This is a genomic window from Psychrobacter sp. M13 (assembly GCF_030718935.1).
In the GTDB taxonomy this organism is placed as follows: Bacteria; Pseudomonadota; Gammaproteobacteria; order Pseudomonadales; family Moraxellaceae; genus Psychrobacter; species Psychrobacter immobilis_G.
In genome coordinates, this window is sequence record NZ_CP132194.1 from 2,881,774 (window position 1) to 2,903,708 (window position 21,935).

Below are 21,935 nucleotides of genomic sequence, written 5' to 3' on the forward strand. Positions count from 1 at the left end.
GTAAGATAGAATACTTGATAATAAGTATTAAGAACATATTGAGGTCTACAATGGATTGGTTTTCGATTATTATTTTGCTGATCATCGCTAGTGTCTTTTATAAAAAGCTAAATGCACAGCTTAAGCAACTACGCGGTGATATAACGAAGCTACAAATTGAGCTGCAACAGCACAAAGATAATGCTAAAGCTTTAAAGTCCCCAGATTCCATTGCTAATCATACCACCCCATTGACCTCATCCAGCACAGCAGCGCCACAACCAATATTACCACCGCCACTGCCGACTAGGATTAGTGCTGACGAGCAGACCAACCCTGTGCTAAGTGAGCACTTCGTAGATAATACTACTGATATAAAAACATCACTCGCTGATCAAAAGCCAGTACCAAGTCAACTAGCCTCTGCTACGCCAATCATGGAGCCAGATGAGCACTCGCTCCCTATCGTCACCTCCCTATTTAACTCGCTGAAAAACTGGTTCTTAGGGGGTAACTTAGTCGTGCGTGTTGGCGTTTTAGTATTACTTATCGGTGTGGTTTTATTGCTACGCTTAGTCAGCGATTATGTCGAGATTTCTATAGAGTCCAAACTTATCGCTATCGGTGTCACAGGATTAGCGCTGGCAGGTTTGGGTCTGAAATTAGCGATCAAGCGCTTTGCCTACGGTATCACTTTGCAAGGAGCAGGCTTGGCCATCGCTTACCTGACGACCTTTTTTGCTTACGATGTCTATGAGGTACTTGCCAGCGTACCTAGCTTTATTGCTTTAGGGCTGATATCGGCGCTCACTATCGGCTTAGCCATCCGTCAAAACGCTTTTCCTTTAGCGCTGTTAGCCTTGGGCGGTGGTTTTTTTGCGCCTCTATTGACGGCAACTGATACAGGTAGCTTGACGGCATTATTTAGCTATTATCTGCTGTTAAACGTCGCCGTCGCCATCATCGCTCATTACCGTACTTGGAAAGTGTTGAATATCTTGGGCGTTGCCGTGACTTTTGGTCTGGCTTATTACTTCGGTGGTTTTGCCAGTGTAAGTAGCGAGATTGATGCGCAGCGTTGGTCACTGGTGCTATTGGTTGCAATGCATCTGGCACTCTATCTATTTATAGCGATACGCTATACTCAGCAGATTATTATCTATAACGTTAATTATGAAGCCGCTAATTCTATAACGGCTGCAACTGCCTTCAACACCAATTCAAAACCTGTGCATAGCCATAGCAATAACCTCTATCTCTACCCAATAGATGTAGGATTGTTGTTTTCAGTACCCGTATTAGCCTTTGGACTATTTGCTGCTCTATTGCACGATATTGAGCATGCGCTAACCATGACTAGTGCCATTCTAGGGATTATTTATTTGGGCTTGGGCTGGTCGCTCATTCGTCGCAGTCAGCGCTATGCGCTCATTACTGAGGGAATGCTGGCGTTAGGGTTTGGCTTTTTGGCCTTAGTTATACCCTTAGCTTTTGATGCTGAGTGGATTGCAGTTGGCTGGTCGATTCAGGGCGTAGCGCTGGTTTGGTTTGGACGGCGCTCGCTGCGCGCGTGGCTCGTGATCTTTGGTCTATTATTACAGATAGCCAGTGTCGGATTGTTATTCTTATACGCCTTTTTTGGCGATGCGACCACTTTAGCTATGTCACTCTCCGCTATCGCCAGCCTTAGTGTGGTGTTTATTTTGCGAGCCAGCAATTCGCCTAATGTCTTGTTCAATGCCAACTCGCAAGCAGATGCCAATATTCTTCATACCACCAATACTATTGATAATAATAATCTAGATGACATCAATAGTGAGGTAACCAAATACGCAAGTGCTCTAGGTATCAGCCCTCAAGCCGCTCGGCAGTGGCTTATGAGTATCAACCGTCAAACCACTGCCTTCAATGTGGTATGGCGCAGTCCTGCCTTTATAAGCTTTTTAACTGCTATAGCTATCGTTTGGTCACTTTACGTTTTAATCAACGACTTTAACAAGTGGTTTGAGCATTGGCAATTAGCAACAACGACTTTAATAGCACTAGCGACTTTGCTTAGTTTGAGTATTTATTGGCTAATCAATCGTTATCGCACTTGGGCGGAGGTTCGCTATTTTAGCCACGCCTTACTGAGCTTATTTTATCTAGCGCTGGTACTGCAATTACCGCAAAAGTTCGAGTTTGACCATCAATGGAGCGCTATAAACTGGGCAGTTTTTACCGTCCTTTTGCTCGGCTGGCTAATTATCGCTCAGCTATGGCTAAAAACGTGGTATAGCAAGCTTGTCATCAATAAAGATGCTGATGCTAGTACTATTGCTGATGTTGATAATGTTAGTAATGAGACAAATACTAAAAATAGCGCTGCATATCAATACGCCGGCTGGCTGGCGACTGGTATCTTACTATTAGCGGCAGCCGTCTATTATAGTTGGTCGGACGCAGATGGGGTGGTGACCGTCGCTATCATTAGTCTGTGCTTGATTGTATTGATGCAATTTGCTGAGCGTCACTTGGCAGGCATGCTGCCTTGGTTTGATTGGCATAAAGCCTTAGCGGGATGTAGCGCTCTATTCGTACCACTATTGCTCATCTGGGTCGTTATTACTAACTGGTATCACGATGGTATCGTCTGGGACTTACCTTATATTCCTGTGCTAAACCTGTATGATATCGCAGTGCTACTGGCAATGGCTTATGGTCTAAAAGTATATGCTTTATCGCAAAATAATAGCGCTTTACAAAGTACTGCGCACGCTCATCAACACAAAACTATTTTTAAAAATCTCCTGCTTAGAGTGATTGGTATCATTGGTTTTTGGGTACTCTCAAGTATGCTAATACGTACGCTGCACGCCTTTAATGGCACGCCGCTGTGGAATGATGGCGCTTGGAGTGATGATAAAGTACAAACCAGTTTGACGATACTATGGACGCTGACCGCCCTTGTCGCCACCTTTATGTCGAGCCGAAACGGTAAGCGCTTTTGGTGGTTTATGGGTATTGGCTTACTCGGTGTAGTAGTACTCAAACTGGTGCTAGTCGACTTATCACAGACAGGCGCTATTTTGCGCGTCATCTCCTTCTTAGTAGCAGGTAGCTTGATATTATTGATTGGTTATCTTGCGCCACTGCCACCTGAGCATGAAAAAGAGAGTGAAATAATGGACGATATTGAACAACAGAACAAGTGACAAGCCATAAGCAGACTTCATGGAGAAATTATAACGTGACAGCTTGGGTTCTGTAGTAAACTGGGCACCACAGCTACTCTGGACGCATTGTCTATGACTAGCAAATTATTTATTAAAAAGGCAGTAAAAGCAGATGGATAAGAAAGCAAATATTCAGTGGTTCCCAGGACATATGAATAAGGCGCGTAACGAAGTCAAAGAAGTCATGCCACAGATGGATATCATCATCGAGGTGCTTGACGCGCGTATTCCGTATAGCAGTGAAAACCCAATGGTAGCCTCATTACGTGGTGAAAAACCTGTCATCAAGATTTTAAACAAAGCCGATTTGGCTGATCCTGAGATGACTCAAGCGTGGATGGATTATTTTGAGCAAGAAAACGGTGTCAAAGCGCTCGCCTTTGATGATAATAAAGCCGATCACGTCCATCGTATTGTTGAGCTATGCAAGCGCCTTATGCCAAATAAAGCCGAGTCAGGTCGCCAAATTAAAGCAATGATATTGGGTATTCCCAACGTTGGCAAATCCACCCTTATCAATACCCTAGCAGGGCGTGCCGTTGCCAAAACAGGTAATGAGCCTGCCGTCACCAAGTCTCAGCAGCTCATCAAACTAGACGGTGGCATTATGCTCTATGACACGCCTGGTATGCTCTGGCCAAAAGTTGAAAATGCTAATTCAGGCTATCGCTTAGCCGCTACTGGTGGTATTCGTGATACCGCCTTTGACTTCGATGATGTGGCGGGTTATACCGCAGAATATCTATTGAAGGCTTATCCTGAACTGCTAAAAACGCGCTATAAAATTGACGAGCTACCTAAGACCGATTGGCAATTTTTTGAAATCGCTGGTCGCAATCGTGGCTGTATTCGTGCAGGTAATCAAGTCGATACTTATCGGATGTCAGAAATTCTGGTCAACGAGTTACGTAGTGGCACGATAGGTCGCATCAGTCTAGAAACCCCTGAAATGCGTGAGGCGGAAGAAGCGGTCGTCGCTGAGCAACGACTCGCCGATGCAGAGCGTAAAAAAGCTAAGCTTGAGGAAAAGCATCAACGTAAATTGCGGGCGCGCAAGAATCGGAAGTAAGAATTTTAAGAATAGGGTGAAAATATGTCTGATTTAAATTTTTGGTTATTGTTTCTAACCGCTGCCTTCGCATTAAACATTGCTCCAGGACCAGATCTTTTATATATCCTGACTAAAACTATTAGACATGGCAAAAAAGTGGGACTAGCCTCAGCAATCGGGGTATGTACAGGGGCATTATTTCATGTATTTATTGCTTCTATTGGTCTATCAGCTATCTTAGTTTCCTCAGCATTAGCTTTTAGTATCGTAAAATATGCTGGTGCAGCTTACCTTTTATATCTTGCTTATGAATCTTTTAAGTCATCAGGTTTTGAGCTAAATAATGATAAGTTGAGTCTTAACCAGAGCAAAGAGACTGCATTCAAAGCTTTTAAACAGGGAGTATATATCGATATCTTGAACCCTAAAGTAGCAATATTCTTTATGGCATTTTTACCCCAGTTTATTCGTGAAGGTGCAGGCTCACCGTCATTTCAGCTTTTTTACTTAGGATTGATGGTTATTACTGTTGCCATTATTGTAGAGTTTGCCTACGTGTTTGCAGCAGATAAAATATCTTCTAAAGTTCGAAGTAGTAAAAAGATTAGTCTTTGGTTGAATAGAGCTGTAGGAACAATATTTGCTAGTTTAGGAATAAAGTTAGCTGCTACATCTAATTAGAAATTTTATACGTAGGGTGTGGTTAGTTTTATAAAATTTTTAGCAAGAATTTTGATAAAGCGTAACCCGCCGTTGATAGCATTGGTTAGTAGGCGGGTTACGCTGCGCTAATTTCACCCTACGGCATTGCACCATGTTTATAATTGGCTGAAACGCATCCTACTTGCTATAAGGAGGTTAAGTTTTGATATATACAAATATACTTATGTCAGACTATTTAGACTTTAACGAAGCTAAAATTAAAAAAACTAAACTAGATAAAAAATTAAATACTGTTTTAGAAAATGGTTTTATACTTGTAGGTGATTGCATTTTCTTAAAAAGTATTTATCCTTCTAATTACGATAGGCTTATAATAAAAGAGGAAGATATCAAAGAGCAGTTTGTTGATTTCTCAGGTTATGAGTATTCGACTAATAAATTTCATATCGAAGATTTTACCGACCAAGACCCATTCATTCAATCTATTATATTTTCTGGAAAATTCAAAGAAAAATGGATTGCTGAATTTCCTCACATCAGTTGTACTATATTAATAAGCTTCCAAGACGATGAGATTGGACAGTTTGCTACTTTTACTTTCTATAAATATAGAAAAAACGAAGTAGTCTTTGAGCTTGATAATCTTGAAGACGTTATGCAGCCCTTATACATAGAGAAAATATCTAAAGCAAACCATTTGTAGGGTGTGCCCAGCGCACCGTTTATTTAGCTATATATGCTCATACCTTAAATAGCTTTCACTATGAATAAATCGACTTTATATTTAATCTAATTAACCTTATACAGAACACTTATATAACTCTAGATTTTAGCAAACGCTTTCGTCATCGGTGCGTGGAACGCACCCTACCTGCCAAGACTAAATCTATGACTCAAAAAAAACCAGTCGCTACCTCTTCCAATTTTACAAAAATACTCTGCCTAGTTTTATCAAAAATATCTGTTTATGTGTATAATAAATATAAATCATACACATTCGTTAAAGGAGTATCCTTATGCGTACTAATATACATATTGACGATAATCTAATATCTGACGCTCAGCGCTTATCTGGTGCAAAAACCAAGAGAGAAGCCGTTGAGCAAGGACTAAAGTTACTAGTGCAAATGCATGAACAACAGAGCATTAGACAGCTACGTGGCAAACTACAGTGGGATAGTGATTTAGACCAAATGCGTCAAGGTATCAATACGACTGAGTCCTCTCTATGAGACCGAACATCACGCCTACAATTATCGTGGATTCTAGCGTTTGGATAGATTACTTTAATGGTATCGTAACCGTACATACCGACCTTTTAGATAGCCTGTTGTCGCAATCAAAAATCGGTATTACAGACATTATTTTGATGGAAGTCTTGCAAGGATTTAGAGAAGATAAGCATTACTCGCAGGCTTTTTCAGCGCTAAATACGCTCACCTGTTATGATATCTTAGGTAAGAATAATGCTATCCGTTATGTGTCTTATTATCGAGAGCTTCGCAAAAAAGGCATAACTATTCGTAAATCTAATGATGTTATGATTGCTGGGTTTTGTATCGACAGCCAAATTCCTCTGCTTTTTAGTGATAAAGATTTTACTCCTTTTGTAAAACATCTCGGTTTAATCTCAGCACTGGATATTAAAGCCCATTAGTATTACTTAGTGCGTAGGATGCGCCCAGCGCACTGTTTAGTTAGCTATATATGCTCATACCCTAGATAGCTTTCGCTGATAATAAAACGACTTTATATGCTGTCTAACAAACCTAATATAAACTAATAGAAAAAGTATAAATATCAGCAAACATCTTCTTATCGGTGCGCAGGGCGCACCTTACCTGCCAAGACCGAATCTATGACCAAAACAAAACCTAGCGAAAAATACAAATCTTCAGAAGAGAGCTTTGCTCATTCTACCCAATCTCTCAATACCTTTGCCCCACGCCTACTAGCATGGTTCGCCACCAACGGTCGCCATGATCTGCCTTGGCAACAGCACCAAACCGACATGCCTAATCCTTATATTGTTTGGCTATCAGAAGTCATGCTCCAGCAAACCCAAGTCACCACCGTACTGCCCTACTTTGCTCGTTTTATGACCTCATTTCCGACCGTACAGGATTTAGCAGCGGCAGAGTGGGATGTGATCGCCGAGCATTGGGCAGGCATGGGCTATTATGCGCGAGCGCGTAATTTGCATAAAGGCGCAAAGCAACTCGTTGAGATTATTGATGACACTGGTGACTTTCCGCAGACATTAGAAGGTTGGGAGGCAATATCAGGGGTTGGGCCTTCGACCGCTGGCGCGATTGTAGCGATGGGGTTACATGGTTACGGCGTCATCTGTGATGGTAATGTCAAGCGAGTGCTGACACGCTGGGCGGCTATCGATGGCGATATTATGAAGTCGGCGACCACCAAAGAATTATGGGCACTAGCTATACGTTTAACGCCTGTTGAGCATTCTGGATTATTTGCACAAGCCATGATGGATATGGGCGCAACCTTATGTGTGCGTCGTAATCCAAACTGCGCGGCCTGTCCATTACAAGCGGATTGTCTAGCTCATGCGCAAGGTCGCGAGATGGATTATCCTGTCAAAGCAAAAAAACAACCCAAGCCTAGCAAGTTTAGTAATGCTTTAATGATTCAAAACAGCAATGGTGAGGTATTATGGCTACAGCGTCCTGATAACGGTATTTGGGGTGGGTTATGGAGCTTACCATTAGCGTTTATAAAAAAGATTGAAGGTGCTGTCAAGACGGCTAATACAGTTGCCGAAGATAAGCCGTCAAAAGTGGCGAGCAATGTTAAAGCGTATGAGCAAGTTTATGAGACAGAATTTACTACCGCTGAGCAAATTATTGATGAATGGTTAGCGAAGAATGAGCTGGTCACAAAGTCAGTGACTCATGATTTATTTGCCGATGCCCCTGCACCTATTAAGCATTCGCTAACCCATTTTCATTGGTACTTAACCCCGCAGCAATTAACCCTGAATGATCATCAGGCTCAAGAAATAACTAAGATATTACAAGCCGCTGAGATCAATGTGAATTGGTTAAATGCTAGTGAAGCTCAAGAGACTTTAGGATTGCCACGGGCTATGGTGAAGATTATCGAGGGCTAAAAATAAAATTCCACTCTTAACTCTCAATTTATTATGGACTACCGTAGGTTAGCGTCGAGGGATGAGACCCTGAGAGCCGTAAAAATGAAGCACTGTTTCATTAGGCTCGCAAGGAAAATTCTTTAAATAGAATTTTCTATCATAGATTGAAAATAGTTGGGTGTCGCAAGCTCCACACCAACCTACTTTAAAACCATGAGTATTTTCAAAGATAAAGCATTTAAATCAAGACTTTGGCACTCTAAGCCGCATTAAGCCTTGCTGTTGTACGGTTGCAACCAGATGACCGTCTTGCCAAAACTGACCGTGATTAAGCCCCATCGCATTGGATGTGGTATCGCTCCACATATCATATAGCAGCCACTCATTTAGATCAAAATCACGATGAAAGTGCATCGAATGATCGATACTAGCCGCTTGCAGACCACTGGTCATAAAGCTAATACCATGTGACATAAGTCCTGTGCCAACCAGATAATAATCAGAGGAAAACGCCAGTAGCGCTTGCTGAATAGCGATCGGCTGTTTGCCCAATTCAAGAATGCGTAACCAGTTGGCCTGTTTAGGTTTCATTGGCTCTGGGTGGATAGGATCACGCGATTTGACGGGCTTGATCTCAACATGACGATGACGCATAAAACGCGATTTTAGAGCATCTGGTACTTTGCCAACATAGTCTTCTTTGAGCTCTTGCTCAGTTGCCAGATCTTCAGGCGGTGGATAAGCTGGCATATCCTCTTGATACTCTAAGCCCTCCTCCATCGAGGAAAACGAGGTAATCATCGAGAATATCACCTGCTCAACAGGCGGCTTACCGCGAGCTTGCTTGTACTGAATGGCAGTGACTTGACGCGCTGATAGGCTACGACCATCACGTAAGCGACGCACTTGATAAATTACTGGCTGATCGATATCGCCACCGCGCAAAAAATAACCATGCAGGGAGTGACAAGGCTTATCTTCATCAAGCGTATGAGCTGCGGCCATTATCGCTTGCGCCAATACTTGACCACCAAAGATACGCGCACCGACATAGTCGTGGCTTTTACCTTCGAATACATCAGGGCTGACTTCGATAAGCGTTACAGTCGCCAGTAGCTCTGAGATCAGTTGCGCATGGTTGGGCATAAAACTTCCTTACGTTCAATGAATACTGCTCGCTTATACATAGATAACATTCGCAATGATTTGATTATAACGATACTCAAAGCGATCACTATAATAGGGGTAATCAATAAATAATAACTTTTATTTTAATAACTTAACTCGTATTTTATAGCTTATCCACTATAAGTCTTGCTAGCGCTAAGCTTAGTTTTAAAGCCGGACATCTTACCCAATATTGACACGGTTAGCCAGTTATTGAATGATCAAAAGGGCAAATAAACCTGACCGTTTGGGTTTTATTTTATACTGCAAAATAGCCAAACTATAAAACGTACTAGTAACTTTAATAAAAAGCCATAGCAATAAAAAAGAGATACTTAGCTAGTATCTCTTTTTTATTTTTAGACTATTTTAAGGCTTTACTGATACCAGCACGCGGATTGAATCAGGCACTAAAGATAAAGTCGCCAGCGCCTGCTCACCTTGCAGTTGCAATTGCTCTAAGCGCTCAATCTCGGTATCTCGCACATTGGGATTGATCGTTTGCAGATGCTTGAGGCGTTTGACCTCGCGTGACCATTGCTGGCTAAAGCGAGTATTCGCCTGCTCGCCAATATCTAGCAATTGCGCACGGGCGATGGCCTCAGCCTCGTAATAGCGCTGCTCTATCACATCACTACGCGCTTTGATGACTTGACGCGCGCGGTTTTTATCCAAGCGCTCAATGTGCGGCATGATCATATCGCTACTGATACGACTCGATAAGTCGCTTCCTTGCTCGCTAATGAATACACGGATGTTTTGCGTAGGTAGTGTCGCAGGTAGATTCAGTAGCTTGGGCGCGATAGCCTCTACGCGAAAGTTCACTTCTAACATAACCATACCTTGTGGCATAGCATTGCTTTTGAGCATACCGACCGTCGTATTACCAAAGGTGCTGGTACTCGCCAGCTCATAGATCGCACGCATCAATGGATGCTCATGAGTAACGAAGTCGATCTCTTCACGCTGTAGAGCCAGTTCACGCTCAAAGGTCAAGGTCATACCGTCCTCGTCGCCCAGTGGTAGACCTTCGATATAGTCACTAATCTCAGTGCTATCGACCGGTGAGATAACCCACGAGCCATCACGCTGCACGCTATAATCGATATTAGCTGATGCCAAAAAACGCTCAACGAATTGCGGCAATAGATTATTAGCATCAAAGTCATGCATGGCGTTCGCGATACGTCCTGCCACTCTTGGACGACACGAGTTATATTCTAAGAGACGGTCACGACCCATTTGCAGTTGCGACTCAAGACCTAAGCGGGTTTGCTTGGCATCCGCAATAAGATCTTGCAAAATAACTTGGTTATCAGACGTATCCGCACATTCTATTTTTATGCCTTCTAGCAGCGGCTTTAACTCTGCAATATATTGCTCTTGTACGCTTTGCGCGGTTGGAGATATCTGGTTAAAGATATTGAGCGCACTATTGTACCAGTGATACAGACGCTCTTGCGCGGTGCCTTCAATATAAGGCACATGCAAAGTAATTTGCTCAGTCTGTCCGATACGATCTAAGCGACCGATACGCTGCTCTAGAGTATCGGGATTGGCAGGTAGATCCCAAAGTATCAACTGGCTGGCAAACTGAAAATTACGCCCTTCCGAGCCAATCTCCGAGCACAGTAATATCTGCGCGCCCTCGGTATCAGCAAAGTAGGCCGACGCTTGGTCACGCTCAAGTAGCGTCATCTGTTCGGTAAAGATCGCAGTTTTGATACCAGCATGTAGACGTAATACCGCCTCCAGGCTCTCAACGGTCGCACCACTACGCGCTATGAGTAGCACCTTTTTCTGACGCAGTTCGCCCTTTAGAATATCAATCAACCACGGGACGCGTGGCTCATCCTCAAGCCAGCTACCATCGGGTTGGTTTTCTTCACCCCATAACTGCTCGCGCAACTTGCCAACGGTCTGATAGCTGCCTATCCAAGTATCTGGCAGTGGTAGCGGATGTGCTCGGCTTGTGCGCCCATAAAAGCCTTTAACGCTCTCACGAGTATTACGGAATAACACTCGGCCCGTACCATGGCGATCCAGCAATTCATTGAGCGCATAAGTGCGCAGTTTCTCGTCTTCGTTGATCGCCGCTAGCTCATAGTCACTAACCTCAAGCAGGTGGGTCAACGCGGCTATTTGATTAACGCTTAACGGCTCATCTTCTATTAAGGTACTAGCTACCAAAGCCGTCTGAGCAAAAGCCTCTTGACCATCGATAAACTCTTCTAAGTCATCGAAGCGATCGGCATCGAGCAGGCGCAAACGAGCAAAGTGGCTCTCAACCCCAAGCTGTTCGGGCGTCGCTGTTAGCAATAATACACCCGCCGTTTCTTCCGCAAAATCAGCAACTAAATCATATTTCTCATTACCGCCTGAAGCCTCATTCCAATGCAGATGATGCGCTTCATCAACGACTAACAGATCAAAACCTGCCTCCATCGCTTGATCGTACAGATCATGATGATCAAGCAACAAGTCCATACCTGCGATAATACACTGCTCGGTTGCAAAGACGTTTTGCTCAGGATCATGCTCTTTAATCGCGGCGGTGCGCACTAGATCAAACAGCGCAAAGTTGAGATTAAAGCGTCGACGTAGCTCGATCATCCACTGATACTGCAAGCTATCAGGTACTAAGATCAGCACCCGCTCAGCTTTACCTGTGAGGAGCTGCTGATGAATGATCAAACCTGCTTCGATAGTTTTGCCAAGGCCGACCTCATCCGCGAGTAATACGCGTGGCGCGATACGTTTGCCGACTTCATGAGCGATATACAGCTGATGCTCAATAATATCAACACGCGCGCCCATAAAACCCTTGAGCGGATGTCCTGCCAGCGCGGTTTGCATACGCAAAATATCTTGGCGCAAATCATACCAGTCGCTGCGCTCAATACGTCCTGCCAGCAAGCGCTCAAGCGGCTTTGCTAGGGTAATATTAGCGGCAAGACGGGTCTCCATGATAGGCTTTATAGCAGTGCCTTGCTCATCATCTTCGACACTATATTTGAGCACACCCATCACCTCATCAACATCAGTGACGGTATAATTGTGACCTTGTTGATCACAGATACTATCGCCAACTTTGAATATGACTCGTGATAAAGGCGCGGACATCTTGGCGTAGACGCGCATCTCTTCGCTCTGTGGAAATAAGATATGTACACAGCGATCATCGACATCGATGACCACACCTAAGCCAAGTTCAGACTCAGTATCAGATAAATAACGTTGACCAACGGCGAATTCGGAGCTGTGCAGAGAGGCGGCAGTAATAGTCATAGGGCAGTGTCTTTTTGTACTCAGTTAAGAAGAAGATAAGTCGTAATAATGATACGTTTGGGCTATTTCTATTTAATAAACGCAAAACTAATAAGTGTAAAGTTAATCAGCGCAAAAGCCGAACCATTATATAACGTTAGCGGTTAGATGAGTGCGTTATTCTCACTTTTCAAGAGACTATCTATTTACCAAGTTCTGAGCGCCATTAAGTCTAAATGCTATCAATTCATAAGTGCTGCCAAATTATAAGCGCTGTTAAATGATAAGTGTAATAGTCAGCGGTTCTCGTTCGTGCCTTCTTATGCTACATTGACTACAAAACTCACAACACTGTTTATAGCATGAGCTGATGTTTACCGAAAATAAATATTTAAGGAATAACCATGAAAGCTGTATTTTTAGATAGAGGAACATTTTCTCAAGACTTAGACTTACCAGTACCAGCGGGTATCACTGATTACGTCACTTATGAAGATACTGAACATAGCGACGAGATTATCATCGAGCGCTGTAGTGATGCCGATATTATTATCACTAATAAAGTTAAGATCAGCGCAGCAGCGATTGCCAAGCTGCCCAAGCTGAAGCTCATTCAGCTAACGGCTACAGGTATGAATAATGTCGATCAAGATGCCTGCAAAACCCATAATGTCACCCTATTAAATGTTGCAGGCTATGCAGTCAAGAGCGTACCTGAACATACCTTTATGCTCATGCTTAATGCGATGCGTGCAGGTGTCTATTATCATAACAAAGTCATCGACGGCTCATGGCAAGACAATGGCAACTGGTGTCTGCTCGATGTACCCCTGATAGATCTAGAGGATAAAACCTTAGGTATTATCGGTGTGGGTACTATCGGTAAACGCGTCACCGACATTGCCCGTGCTTTTGGCATGACAGTATTATGGGCGGAACACCAAGGTCGCGAGCCGCGCAACGGCGACTATACGGCATTCGACGAAGTGCTTGCGAGCTCAGATGTCATTAGCTTGCATTGCCCATTAACTGAGCAAACTGAACATCTCATTGATAAAGAAACGCTTGCCAAAATGCACAAGCAGCCCTTGATCATCAATGTCGCACGCGGCGGTATCGTCGATTCGCAAGCGCTAACCGATGCCATCAACAGTGAGCAAATTATCGGTTATGGTAGCGATGTCTTTGAACAAGAGCCAATCGCTGCTGACGACCCACTGCACAGTCTTAGCAAGCATCCACGGGTGATATTTAGCCCGCATAATGCTTGGGGTAGCGAAAGTGCGCAAATCACTTTGTGGAATATTTTAAGCAAGCAAGTGGCTGAGTTTATTGAGAATAGCTAATGCTAGGGCGATAAGCACGATTGATGCGTGAAAAGCGACCTATTACAACTAGCAAAAAGTCTAGCGACTAAAGCTGAGCCACTTGTCCTTTATCCGTCGATGTTTGAGTATGATACGATCACTTAAGTAATTGCTAGTGACTTTCCATGGATAGCGGTCGCCTTGCTTGGGTAGCTCATCTTTAGCGCGGCTAATATAGCCTGCTGATAGTGAACCCATGATCGTATCTGCTTGGCGCTGCACATTTTCGCCTTCAATCTCAGCTTGCGGCACAGCTGTATAATAGCGATGCTTTTTCATATGACTCAATAGCCTTATCAAGTAGCTACAGGCCAGATCGACTTTGAGCGTCCATGAGGCATTGGTATAACCAAAGATAACCGCCATATTAGGAATACCCTCAACCAACACCGCTTTGTAAGTCATACGTGTGCCAATAGTAGTCGCTATCCCATCGACATATACCTTTGCTCCGCCCAGCATTTGTAATTTCAGCCCCGTTGCCGTAACGATAATATCAGCATCAAGGTGTTGACCTGAGTGCAGCTGAATACCTGTCTGGGTAAAGTGGCTGATCTGGTCAGTGACTATTTCTGCCCGCTCGCCATGCAAAGCTAGAAATAAGTCACTATCAGGTATAGCGCACAGGCGCTCATCCCAAGGATTATAATCGGGTAAAAAGTGCTTAACATCCACTCCGCTACCCTTCAGATCTTGCTTGGCCCAATGCTTGAGTAGACCACGCATCACCTTTGGCGCATGTACAGCTAATTGATAGACGCCTTGTTGTCTAAGCACATTACGTACGCGTAGCAAAGTATAAGCTTGCTGCTCGGATAATGGTGAATATTTGGCAGACAACCATGTCAGCGCAGCGTCATCACCTGCAACGCTGGCGACATAAGTCGGTCTACGTTGTAGCATCGTCACATGGCGCGCGCACTGCTCGGCATCTTTATCGACTAGCGCTGGCAATAAAGTCATCGCTGTTGCGCCACTACCGATAATCACCACCTTTTTATCGCTATAATCTACATCTTGCCAAAGCTGGGGATGCACGATTTGCCCTGCAAAGTCCTCTTCACCTTCAAAGTGCGGTCGATAGCCTGCTTCGTAATCATAATAGCCTGTCGCGCCAACCACAAAGTTTGCTGATAAAGTAAACATCTCGCCGCTATTATGATTTTTTACGGTCGCCGTCCATAGCTGTTGGCTAGTTGACCATGACAATTGCTGGACTTCATGACGATAGCGAATGTGCTGGATAACCTTGTACTCGCGGGCAGTATCGGTGATATAACTCTTGATGTCGCTGCCGCTGGCGAGCATTCTGACATTGACCCAAGGGCGAAAGCTGTAACCAAAAGTGAGCGCGTCTGAGTCTGAACGAATCCCTGGATAATTAAATAAATCCCAAGTACCGCCTAGGTCTGCGCGTTTCTCTAACACTACAAAACGCTGAGTTGAGGACTGCTTTCTATTCTGTTTTTTTGGCCTATAGCGCTTTTTTTTAGTGAAACTTTTACGATCAAAAAGATTATTACCAAAATAGCTTTGCTGCTTACTTTGTTGTAAATGGCAGGCCATACCGATGCCAGCGACACCTGCGCCAATAACCAACACTTCATAATCTGCGCGCGCCGTTGATGGCGACTGACTATTTGCAAATCGGCTACTGACGCCATTTTTAATAGCTTGTTTGGCTGTGCTAATATCGAGCATAATATTATCCTTGTATAACTTATCACTATCTTATTATGAATAAGCTAGTAGTTTATTGAGAATACTCGACTCTATAGTTCACATCTGTACACCGCTACCTTGTCATGCCCCTAACAATATAAAAGTGCAGCGTTTAAAAGCTTAGCCATTCAAAAATTTTAGCGTTTGTAACCACTTAACGCCTATTCATTCAAAAAGGACACGGACTTTGCCAATCCATCCAAGCACCCAGCACAGGATGCTTAAGGCGCAATTGCTGCGCGTGCAAGTTCAGCCTTGGTGCGATAGTCAAGGCGGCATCCTCAGCATAGATAGGGTCACCAATGATCACATGACCGGCATGCACCATATGCACCCGCAGCTGATGGCTACGACCCGTCACTGGCTGCAGCGCAACCCTAGTCACCGTTTGCCCCGCACAGTCCTCAAAACCTAGTATTTCATATTTAGTCAGCGCATTTTTATGCCAGTCGAGATCTACCACATGACGCGGTTTAGTCGTAGGCTCGTAGCGTACAGGGATAGATATTTTACCTCTTGTACCGACAGCTTCCCACTCGCCGAATACTCGCGCTTGATAAGTTTTTTGCGGCAAGCGCTCAATAAATTGCTTACTGATATGGGTTTGCGCAGCAGCATTTTTGGCAAATATTAGTAGCCCTGAGGTATCCATATCCAAACGATGAATCAATTTGACCTGTGGATTGACGCGCTCAAGCCTAGCGAGTAAGCTCACTTTAAGCGTCTTACCATCGACACTAAGCAGACCTGCTGGCTTATCAATCAGCCAAATATCATCATCTTCATAGACAGTCACTTGCTCTGCAAAATCTCTAAAAAATCGAGCATCCTGTTGAGCTTCTTGTAGATTAAGAGCGGTTGTAGTGTCGTCATTGTAGAGCATAAAATTACTACTTATATAGGGCAAGTTAAAGTTGTTTGAATATTTACAATTTACTCAACAGTAAACTATAAGTACTTGAGGAAGTTAAGTGTTGTTTGATATGTCAATTTGGGTGTCGATTTATTGTATTAATAGTAATGGTTAGCTATTTCAACCAGCTATGTACTATCAAGCATGCTAGTATAACGGCATATTTTTATTCATCCTCAATTTTCTTTAATCGGGCTTTAACTGCTTAATGTTAATGGCTGAATTAAAGAAATCATAAAAAAGAGAGAAAATTATGTCAGATCTTATCGTAAATACTACTGATGACAACTTTGATCAAGATGTCTTGCAAGCAGATGTTCCTGTTTTGGTTGATTTTTGGGCAACGTGGTGTGGCCCATGTAAATCTATTGCGCCTATCTTAGAAGATTTAGCGAGCGAGTACGAAGGTAAAGTCAAAATCGTCAAAGTCGATGTCGATAGCAACCCACAAGCGGCGAGCCGTTTTGGTATTCGTAACATTCCTACTTTGTTTGTCTTCAAAAACGGCGAAAAAGTAGATTCTGTTATGGGTCTACAACCAAAGTCTGAGCTGGCTAAAGTATTAGACAAACATATTTAAGCGTTTTGCACTAACCAGACTTGATCAACGCTAACCTGATCGAGAATAAAAAAAGCCGTTATCTCATCCAGATAACGGCTTTTTGCTACCGTTTGAGCTAAAAAAATTAATTATCCAATTTTTTTAGCAAAAATAATTGACAAGGCTATCTTGAAAACCGTATAGTCGTGTCTCAAGAAAAATCTAATATATGTTATAAGCGTCCTGTCGCTGGTTACCTTGTGTTTATTATCATTGAATACAAATATAATTATTAGATACCGTAACTAGCTATCATTACTAAATATTGTAACTAGTCGTCATTACTGAATAAATAAATAACTACGATAATAAGTATTAAATACTTATCATATCCCTTTATGTGGCCTTTCTTATCGTCATCATTTCTTTGCTCTTTTTAATAGTGCAAGTAATGACTCGATGTATAAAATCTGGTTCTACCTAAAGATCAACTTTGTGCACACCTCCTATTATCATACTAATGTTGTCCCAAACAATGTCATAGGTTGTGCTTTCAATGGCCTCTCGCGCCTGATCACCTGCTAACGACTTATCTATGAATTTAACTGAATTAAAGAAAAAATCAATCGCTGAGCTATTGACCATTGCCAAAGAGATGGGTCTTGACAATATGGCGCGTAGCCGTAAGCAAGACATCATATTTGCTATTCTAAAAACTCACGCCCGTAACGGTGAAGCCATTTATGGTGATGGCGTATTAGAAGTACTCCCTGATGGCTTTGGCTTTTTGCGCTCATCTGAAGGCTCATATTTGGCAGGTCCTGATGATATCTATGTCAGCCCAAGTCAGATTCGCCGTTTTAGTCTTAAGACAGGTGATAGCATCGCGGGCACTATTCGCCCGCCAAAAGATTCTGAGCGTTATTTTGCGCTGCTCAAAGTGGGTGAGATCAACTTTGATACTCCAGATCGCTCGCGTCACAAGCTTATCTTTGAGAATTTGACCCCATTATTTCCCACTGAGCATCTTAAGCTTGAATCTGGTAACGGTACTAGTGAAGATCTAACCGGTCGAATCATTGATTTAATCGCACCTATCGGTAAAGGTCAGCGCTCGATCATTGTTGCGCCGCCTAAAGCGGGTAAGACCGTCCTCTTGCAGACCATCGCTCAAGCCATTACCCGCAACAACCCTGAGTGTTATTTGATCGTGCTCTTGATTGATGAGCGCCCAGAAGAAGTTACTGAGATGGTGCGTACCGTTCGTGGTGAAGTCGTCGCTTCAACGTTTGATGAGCCGCCGCAGCGCCATGTACAAGTCGCTGAAATGGTCATTGAAAAGGCCAAACGTCTTGTTGAGCATAAGCAAGATGTGGTTATTTTGCTCGACTCTATTACTCGTCTGGCTCGTGCTTATAACACGGTCATCCCATCATCAGGCAAAGTACTGACAGGTGGTCTTGACGCCAATGCGCTTGAGCGGCCAAAACGCTTTTTTGGTGCCGCACGTAACATTGAGGAAGGGGGCAGCCTGACGATTATTGCCAGCGCTCTGATTGATACGGGTAGTAAGATGGATAGCGTAATCTTTGAAGAGTTCAAAGGCACAGGGAACCAAGAGATTACTCTTGAGCGTGATTTGGCAGAAAAGCGCGTTTTCCCGGCGATCAATATCAAGCGATCAGGTACTCGTCGCGAAGAGCGTTTGCTCAGTGAAGACAAGTTACGTAAAGTCTGGATCCTGCGCAAGCTATTGCAGCCGATGGATGGTGTACAAGCGACTGAATTCTTATTAGATCGTCTAAAAGAGGCGAAAACAAATGATGAGTTCTTTGAGCAAATGAAGCGCAAATCACAGAACTAATTCCTTTACACTTGACTTAACCTATATCTAAGACTGCATTATTGCAGTCTTTTTTATTAAAACGATTTTTATGACATCATAGAATCAATTAGCGTATTATCAATACAAATACAAGATGAATAAGTGAATACCCTACTGACGTCACAGTAGGGAAACATCGTTAACAGTCTATTTGCAAAGCTTAGCGTTTCTACTACGACCAGATGCATATATAAAGGCTACTATAAGCGCTAAGAAGATACTCGCATGCTCAATATGTGATACTCTAAATTAAATATTTGACAAAACTTATAGGTGATAATATGAAATTAGCTCAATCTATCGCAATGGCAACCATTGCAAGCTCAGCTTTAATCATGACGGGTTGTAACTCTACTGGTGGTTATAATAGTGGCGTAAGTAATACGACTAAAGCAGCTACTGCTGGTGCTGTTGCTGGTGCTTTGATTAAAAGTGGTGGCGATAGTAAAGATATCGCTCGTGGCGCGTTAGGTGGTGCTGCTATTGGTGGTGCTGGTGGTTACATCTATGACAAAACTAAGAACTAATCTTTAATCCTCATAAAAAATAACCCCGCTATCAATATAGCGGGGTTATTTTTTATAAGATTTTTATTGTATAGACGACAGCTAAGCTCGAAAAAACTAGCGCTAACTTATTTATCGAGTATCAGTAAAGATAACTACAGCGCACCACTAAACGTATCACAGGATTGAATATCACCGCTATCAAGCCCTCGGCTAAACCACTGCACCCGTTGCTGACTGGTGCCATGAGTGAAATTGTCAGGCACAACTGCTCCGCCACCCGCTTGCGCTAGACGATCATCACCGATTTGACCTGCCGCATTAATAGCTTCATCGATATCCCCTGCTTCCAAGAACTGCACTCGCTCCTGATTACGATTCGCCCAAACCCCAGCAAAACAATCTGCTTGTAGCTCTTGCAATACCGATAGCTTATTCGCTTGCGCACGAGTCACTTGCCGACTAGCTTCAGCCACCTGCTGACTAATACCTAGTAAAGTCTGTACATGATGACCGACTTCGTGCGAGATCACATAAGCCTGCGCAAAATCCCCTGCTTTACCGCTATTTTCTTGATCGCCTGAGCCTTGCTGATCACCACTAATGCCCAAGTTGCGACGCATCTCTACAAAAAAGGAAGTATCAAGATAAACGGTTTGATCACCAGGACAATAAAAGGGTCCTGTTGCAGAGGTTGCACTGCCACAAGCTGAATTGACTTGACCATCAAACAAGATCAGTTCAGGCTCTTTATAAGTCTGCCCACCCTCTTGAAATATTTGACCCCATACCGCTTCGGTATCAGCCAATACTACTTTTACGAACTGCGTATCACGATCATCGCTAGTTGCAGGCTCAGTGGAAGTGTTACTACCGCCACCAGCAACGACTTGCCCTGTCTGTAGCGCTGTCATCGGGTTGATGCCAAATACTAGCCACAGAATGCCTGCAATGATAATGCCACCGATACCACCACCTATCATCTTACCGCCACCACGACTGGTGCGAACGTTAGAGCTACCCCTTCTACCTTGCCATTTCATAATATTACCCTCTAATGTTGCTACTATATGTTGAGTATAGTTATAACTCTATTTTAAATCAGTTCTCAATTTATAAATCAAAGTACAAGTTAGCTATATAACTAACTAATTTTACTGGATTATACTTATATTAGTTGATAAAACTGTAATAAATTTTGACCTATCTACAGTTAGTACAATTCAGTTACATTTATACTGTTAATTTTTAATATAAAGTCTTTTCATTTTCATAAAAAACATATAGAATGCGTGCAAGCTGAGTAGCTGTGACTAAGAGTAGTTGATCTTCAAAATAAATTGAAGGCTCAACCTTTAGTTATGTCTACTTATCATTTCATTTTTTGGAGAATATTATGGATATTAAACTACTTGCACTTGCTGGTATCATGGCTGCTTCTATGGGCTTAACAGCTTGTGATAGCAATACTGAAAACGCTGCTGAAGATTTATCTGACGCACAAGAAGAAGTACAAGACGCGCAAGAAGAATTAGCTGAAGGCTCAGCTGACGGTGAAGCTGTAGATCCTGCTGCTGCTGAAGCTGCTATGGCTGCTGAAGCTGATATTGCTGACGCACAAGTTGCTACTGCAACTGACGAGATGGATGCTGAAGTTCCTATGGACGGCACTACTACTAGCGTAGATATGGCTAGCAATACTGAAGCCGCTAACGCAGCTGACGAAGTTGTAGTTGTTGAGCCTGCTCAATAAGTTACTACTTATAAAAGTTTTATAAAAAAGAGAGCTTACGCTCTCTTTTTTTATGCCTGATATTCATGAGTACTGCCTAGGGTCTGTTGAACATTCATAAATGAGCACTGCTGATAGCTAAAATAGGTCTATTCTAGGTAAAAATCGCAGGTAATGCAGATGCCTTGGCTAGATTTTTACAACGAATAAAGCGATTTTAGCATCAGCCTGCAAGGACAGAACTCTTTTTTGTCGATTCGTCATCAAAAAGATCCGATTAGAATGCTAAACTAGATATTTTTAATCTAGAATCGCCTAAAAAATAGTCTCTGTCAGTGCCATGATCAAATGTTCAACAGACCCTAATACCTATATCGAACTTAACTCACGCATTAGATTATTTGCTGATTCAGCATTCAATAGGTACGGGTTAAAATTGACTGTGGTCGAATATTTGAGATAAACGGCAGCATTTTGCTCGGTTGGCGAGGCATAGTTCATTGACCATTTTGCCCATTCACGATGTTTTATCTCGCGGGTTTCTAGTAGCTGTAAATCATAATGGCGCTGATCAGCAATCAGTCCATACAGCAATCTATTGATCTGTGCTCTTGGCCCCTCAATAGTCTGCAAAAAATAATCTTTATTGAAAGTAAGCATGCCCGTTATACCATTGGCAGCATTATTTTCTTGAGCTTGTTTGAGGATTTCATTAAAGTCTTCGGCAGATACATCGGAGTTTGCGCGACTGGCGTAAGTCATACTTATTAAGATATGGGCATCGATATTATTTTGGCTCATGTTCTATCTCT

At 43.0% G+C, this 21,935-nt stretch carries 18 protein-coding genes; 12 read left to right on the plus strand and 6 right to left on the minus strand.

Going from position 1 to position 21,935, the window contains the following annotated elements:
* Positions 1-50: 50 nt before the first annotated feature.
* The 7 genes from Q9G97_RS12190 to mutY all read left to right on the plus strand — a co-directional run bounded on the left by Q9G97_RS12190 (position 51) and on the right by mutY (position 8,041).
* Positions 51-3,173 carry a DUF2339 domain-containing protein gene (locus tag Q9G97_RS12190; RefSeq protein WP_305899028.1) on the plus strand — a complete coding sequence of 1,041 codons (3,123 nt, stop codon included), beginning with the start codon at positions 51-53 and terminating at the stop codon, positions 3,171-3,173.
* A 133-nt stretch (positions 3,174-3,306) separates the two neighbouring features.
* Positions 3,307-4,263, plus strand: coding sequence for a ribosome biogenesis GTPase YlqF (gene ylqF, locus Q9G97_RS12195; protein ID WP_305899029.1), 957 nt, complete (start codon positions 3,307-3,309; stop codon positions 4,261-4,263).
* Positions 4,264-4,287: 24 nt separating this feature from the next.
* A complete protein-coding gene (locus tag Q9G97_RS12200; RefSeq protein WP_201570370.1) occupies positions 4,288-4,926 on the plus strand; it encodes a LysE family translocator in 639 nt (212 codons plus the stop codon).
* A gap of 184 nt (positions 4,927-5,110) precedes the next feature.
* A complete protein-coding gene (locus tag Q9G97_RS12205) occupies positions 5,111-5,611 on the plus strand; it encodes a hypothetical protein (protein ID WP_305899030.1) in 501 nt (166 codons plus the stop codon).
* Between the two features lie 313 nt (positions 5,612-5,924).
* The gene (locus Q9G97_RS12210) at positions 5,925-6,140 is read left to right on the plus strand and encodes a type II toxin-antitoxin system VapB family antitoxin (protein WP_305899031.1); all 216 of its coding nucleotides are present in this window, start codon (positions 5,925-5,927) and stop codon (positions 6,138-6,140) included.
* A complete protein-coding gene (locus tag Q9G97_RS12215) occupies positions 6,137-6,565 on the plus strand; it encodes a PIN domain nuclease (protein ID WP_305899032.1) in 429 nt (142 codons plus the stop codon). Before Q9G97_RS12210 ends, Q9G97_RS12215 begins: the two co-directional genes overlap by 4 nt.
* A gap of 201 nt (positions 6,566-6,766) precedes the next feature.
* A complete protein-coding gene (gene mutY, locus Q9G97_RS12220) occupies positions 6,767-8,041 on the plus strand; it encodes an A/G-specific adenine glycosylase (protein ID WP_305899033.1) in 1,275 nt (424 codons plus the stop codon).
* Positions 8,042-8,266: 225 nt separating this feature from the next.
* Here the strand turns inward: mutY and Q9G97_RS12225 are convergent, their stop codons facing one another.
* Together Q9G97_RS12225 and rapA are read right to left on the minus strand one after the other, a co-directional pair.
* Positions 8,267-9,169 (minus strand): acyl-CoA thioesterase II, encoded by a 903-nt coding sequence (locus Q9G97_RS12225; protein ID WP_305899034.1) that lies wholly within the window; start codon positions 9,167-9,169, stop codon positions 8,267-8,269.
* A 390-nt stretch (positions 9,170-9,559) separates the two neighbouring features.
* On the minus strand, positions 9,560-12,478 hold the full coding sequence (gene rapA / locus Q9G97_RS12230) for an RNA polymerase-associated protein RapA (protein WP_305899035.1): 2,919 nt from the start codon (positions 12,476-12,478) through the stop codon (positions 9,560-9,562).
* 383 nt (positions 12,479-12,861) lie between these two features.
* Between rapA and Q9G97_RS12235 the strand changes: the two genes are divergently transcribed.
* A complete protein-coding gene (locus Q9G97_RS12235; RefSeq protein ID WP_305899036.1) occupies positions 12,862-13,803 on the plus strand; it encodes a D-2-hydroxyacid dehydrogenase in 942 nt (313 codons plus the stop codon).
* A gap of 60 nt (positions 13,804-13,863) precedes the next feature.
* Here the strand turns inward: Q9G97_RS12235 and Q9G97_RS12240 are convergent, their stop codons facing one another.
* On the minus strand, positions 13,864-15,525 hold the full coding sequence (locus Q9G97_RS12240; protein WP_305899037.1) for an NAD(P)/FAD-dependent oxidoreductase: 1,662 nt from the start codon (positions 15,523-15,525) through the stop codon (positions 13,864-13,866).
* 190 nt (positions 15,526-15,715) lie between these two features.
* Entirely contained in the window at positions 15,716-16,429 is a 714-nt protein-coding gene (locus tag Q9G97_RS12245) for an RluA family pseudouridine synthase (protein WP_305899038.1), read from the minus strand.
* A gap of 283 nt (positions 16,430-16,712) precedes the next feature.
* Here Q9G97_RS12245 and trxA point away from each other — a divergent pair, with 283 nt between their 5' ends.
* From trxA to Q9G97_RS12260, 3 genes are all read left to right on the plus strand, one after another.
* Complete coding sequence (gene trxA, locus Q9G97_RS12250; RefSeq protein WP_201570381.1) at positions 16,713-17,039, plus strand: thioredoxin; 327 nt, start codon at positions 16,713-16,715, stop codon at positions 17,037-17,039.
* Between the two features lie 556 nt (positions 17,040-17,595).
* The gene (gene rho, locus Q9G97_RS12255; protein WP_305899039.1) at positions 17,596-18,864 is read left to right on the plus strand and encodes a transcription termination factor Rho; all 1,269 of its coding nucleotides are present in this window, start codon (positions 17,596-17,598) and stop codon (positions 18,862-18,864) included.
* 302 nt (positions 18,865-19,166) lie between these two features.
* Entirely contained in the window at positions 19,167-19,412 is a 246-nt protein-coding gene (locus tag Q9G97_RS12260) for a hypothetical protein (protein ID WP_305899040.1), read from the plus strand.
* A gap of 134 nt (positions 19,413-19,546) precedes the next feature.
* Here the strand turns inward: Q9G97_RS12260 and Q9G97_RS12265 are convergent, their stop codons facing one another.
* Complete coding sequence (locus Q9G97_RS12265; protein ID WP_305899041.1) at positions 19,547-20,434, minus strand: neutral zinc metallopeptidase; 888 nt, start codon at positions 20,432-20,434, stop codon at positions 19,547-19,549.
* A 353-nt stretch (positions 20,435-20,787) separates the two neighbouring features.
* On the opposite strand from Q9G97_RS12265, the gene Q9G97_RS12270 reads away from it, so the two are divergent.
* On the plus strand, positions 20,788-21,144 hold the full coding sequence (locus Q9G97_RS12270; protein WP_305899042.1) for a hypothetical protein: 357 nt from the start codon (positions 20,788-20,790) through the stop codon (positions 21,142-21,144).
* 348 nt (positions 21,145-21,492) lie between these two features.
* Here Q9G97_RS12270 and Q9G97_RS12275 read toward each other — a convergent pair whose 3' ends face one another.
* Positions 21,493-21,924, minus strand: coding sequence for a BLUF domain-containing protein (locus tag Q9G97_RS12275; protein WP_305899043.1), 432 nt, complete (start codon positions 21,922-21,924; stop codon positions 21,493-21,495).
* Positions 21,925-21,935: the final 11 nt, after the last annotated feature.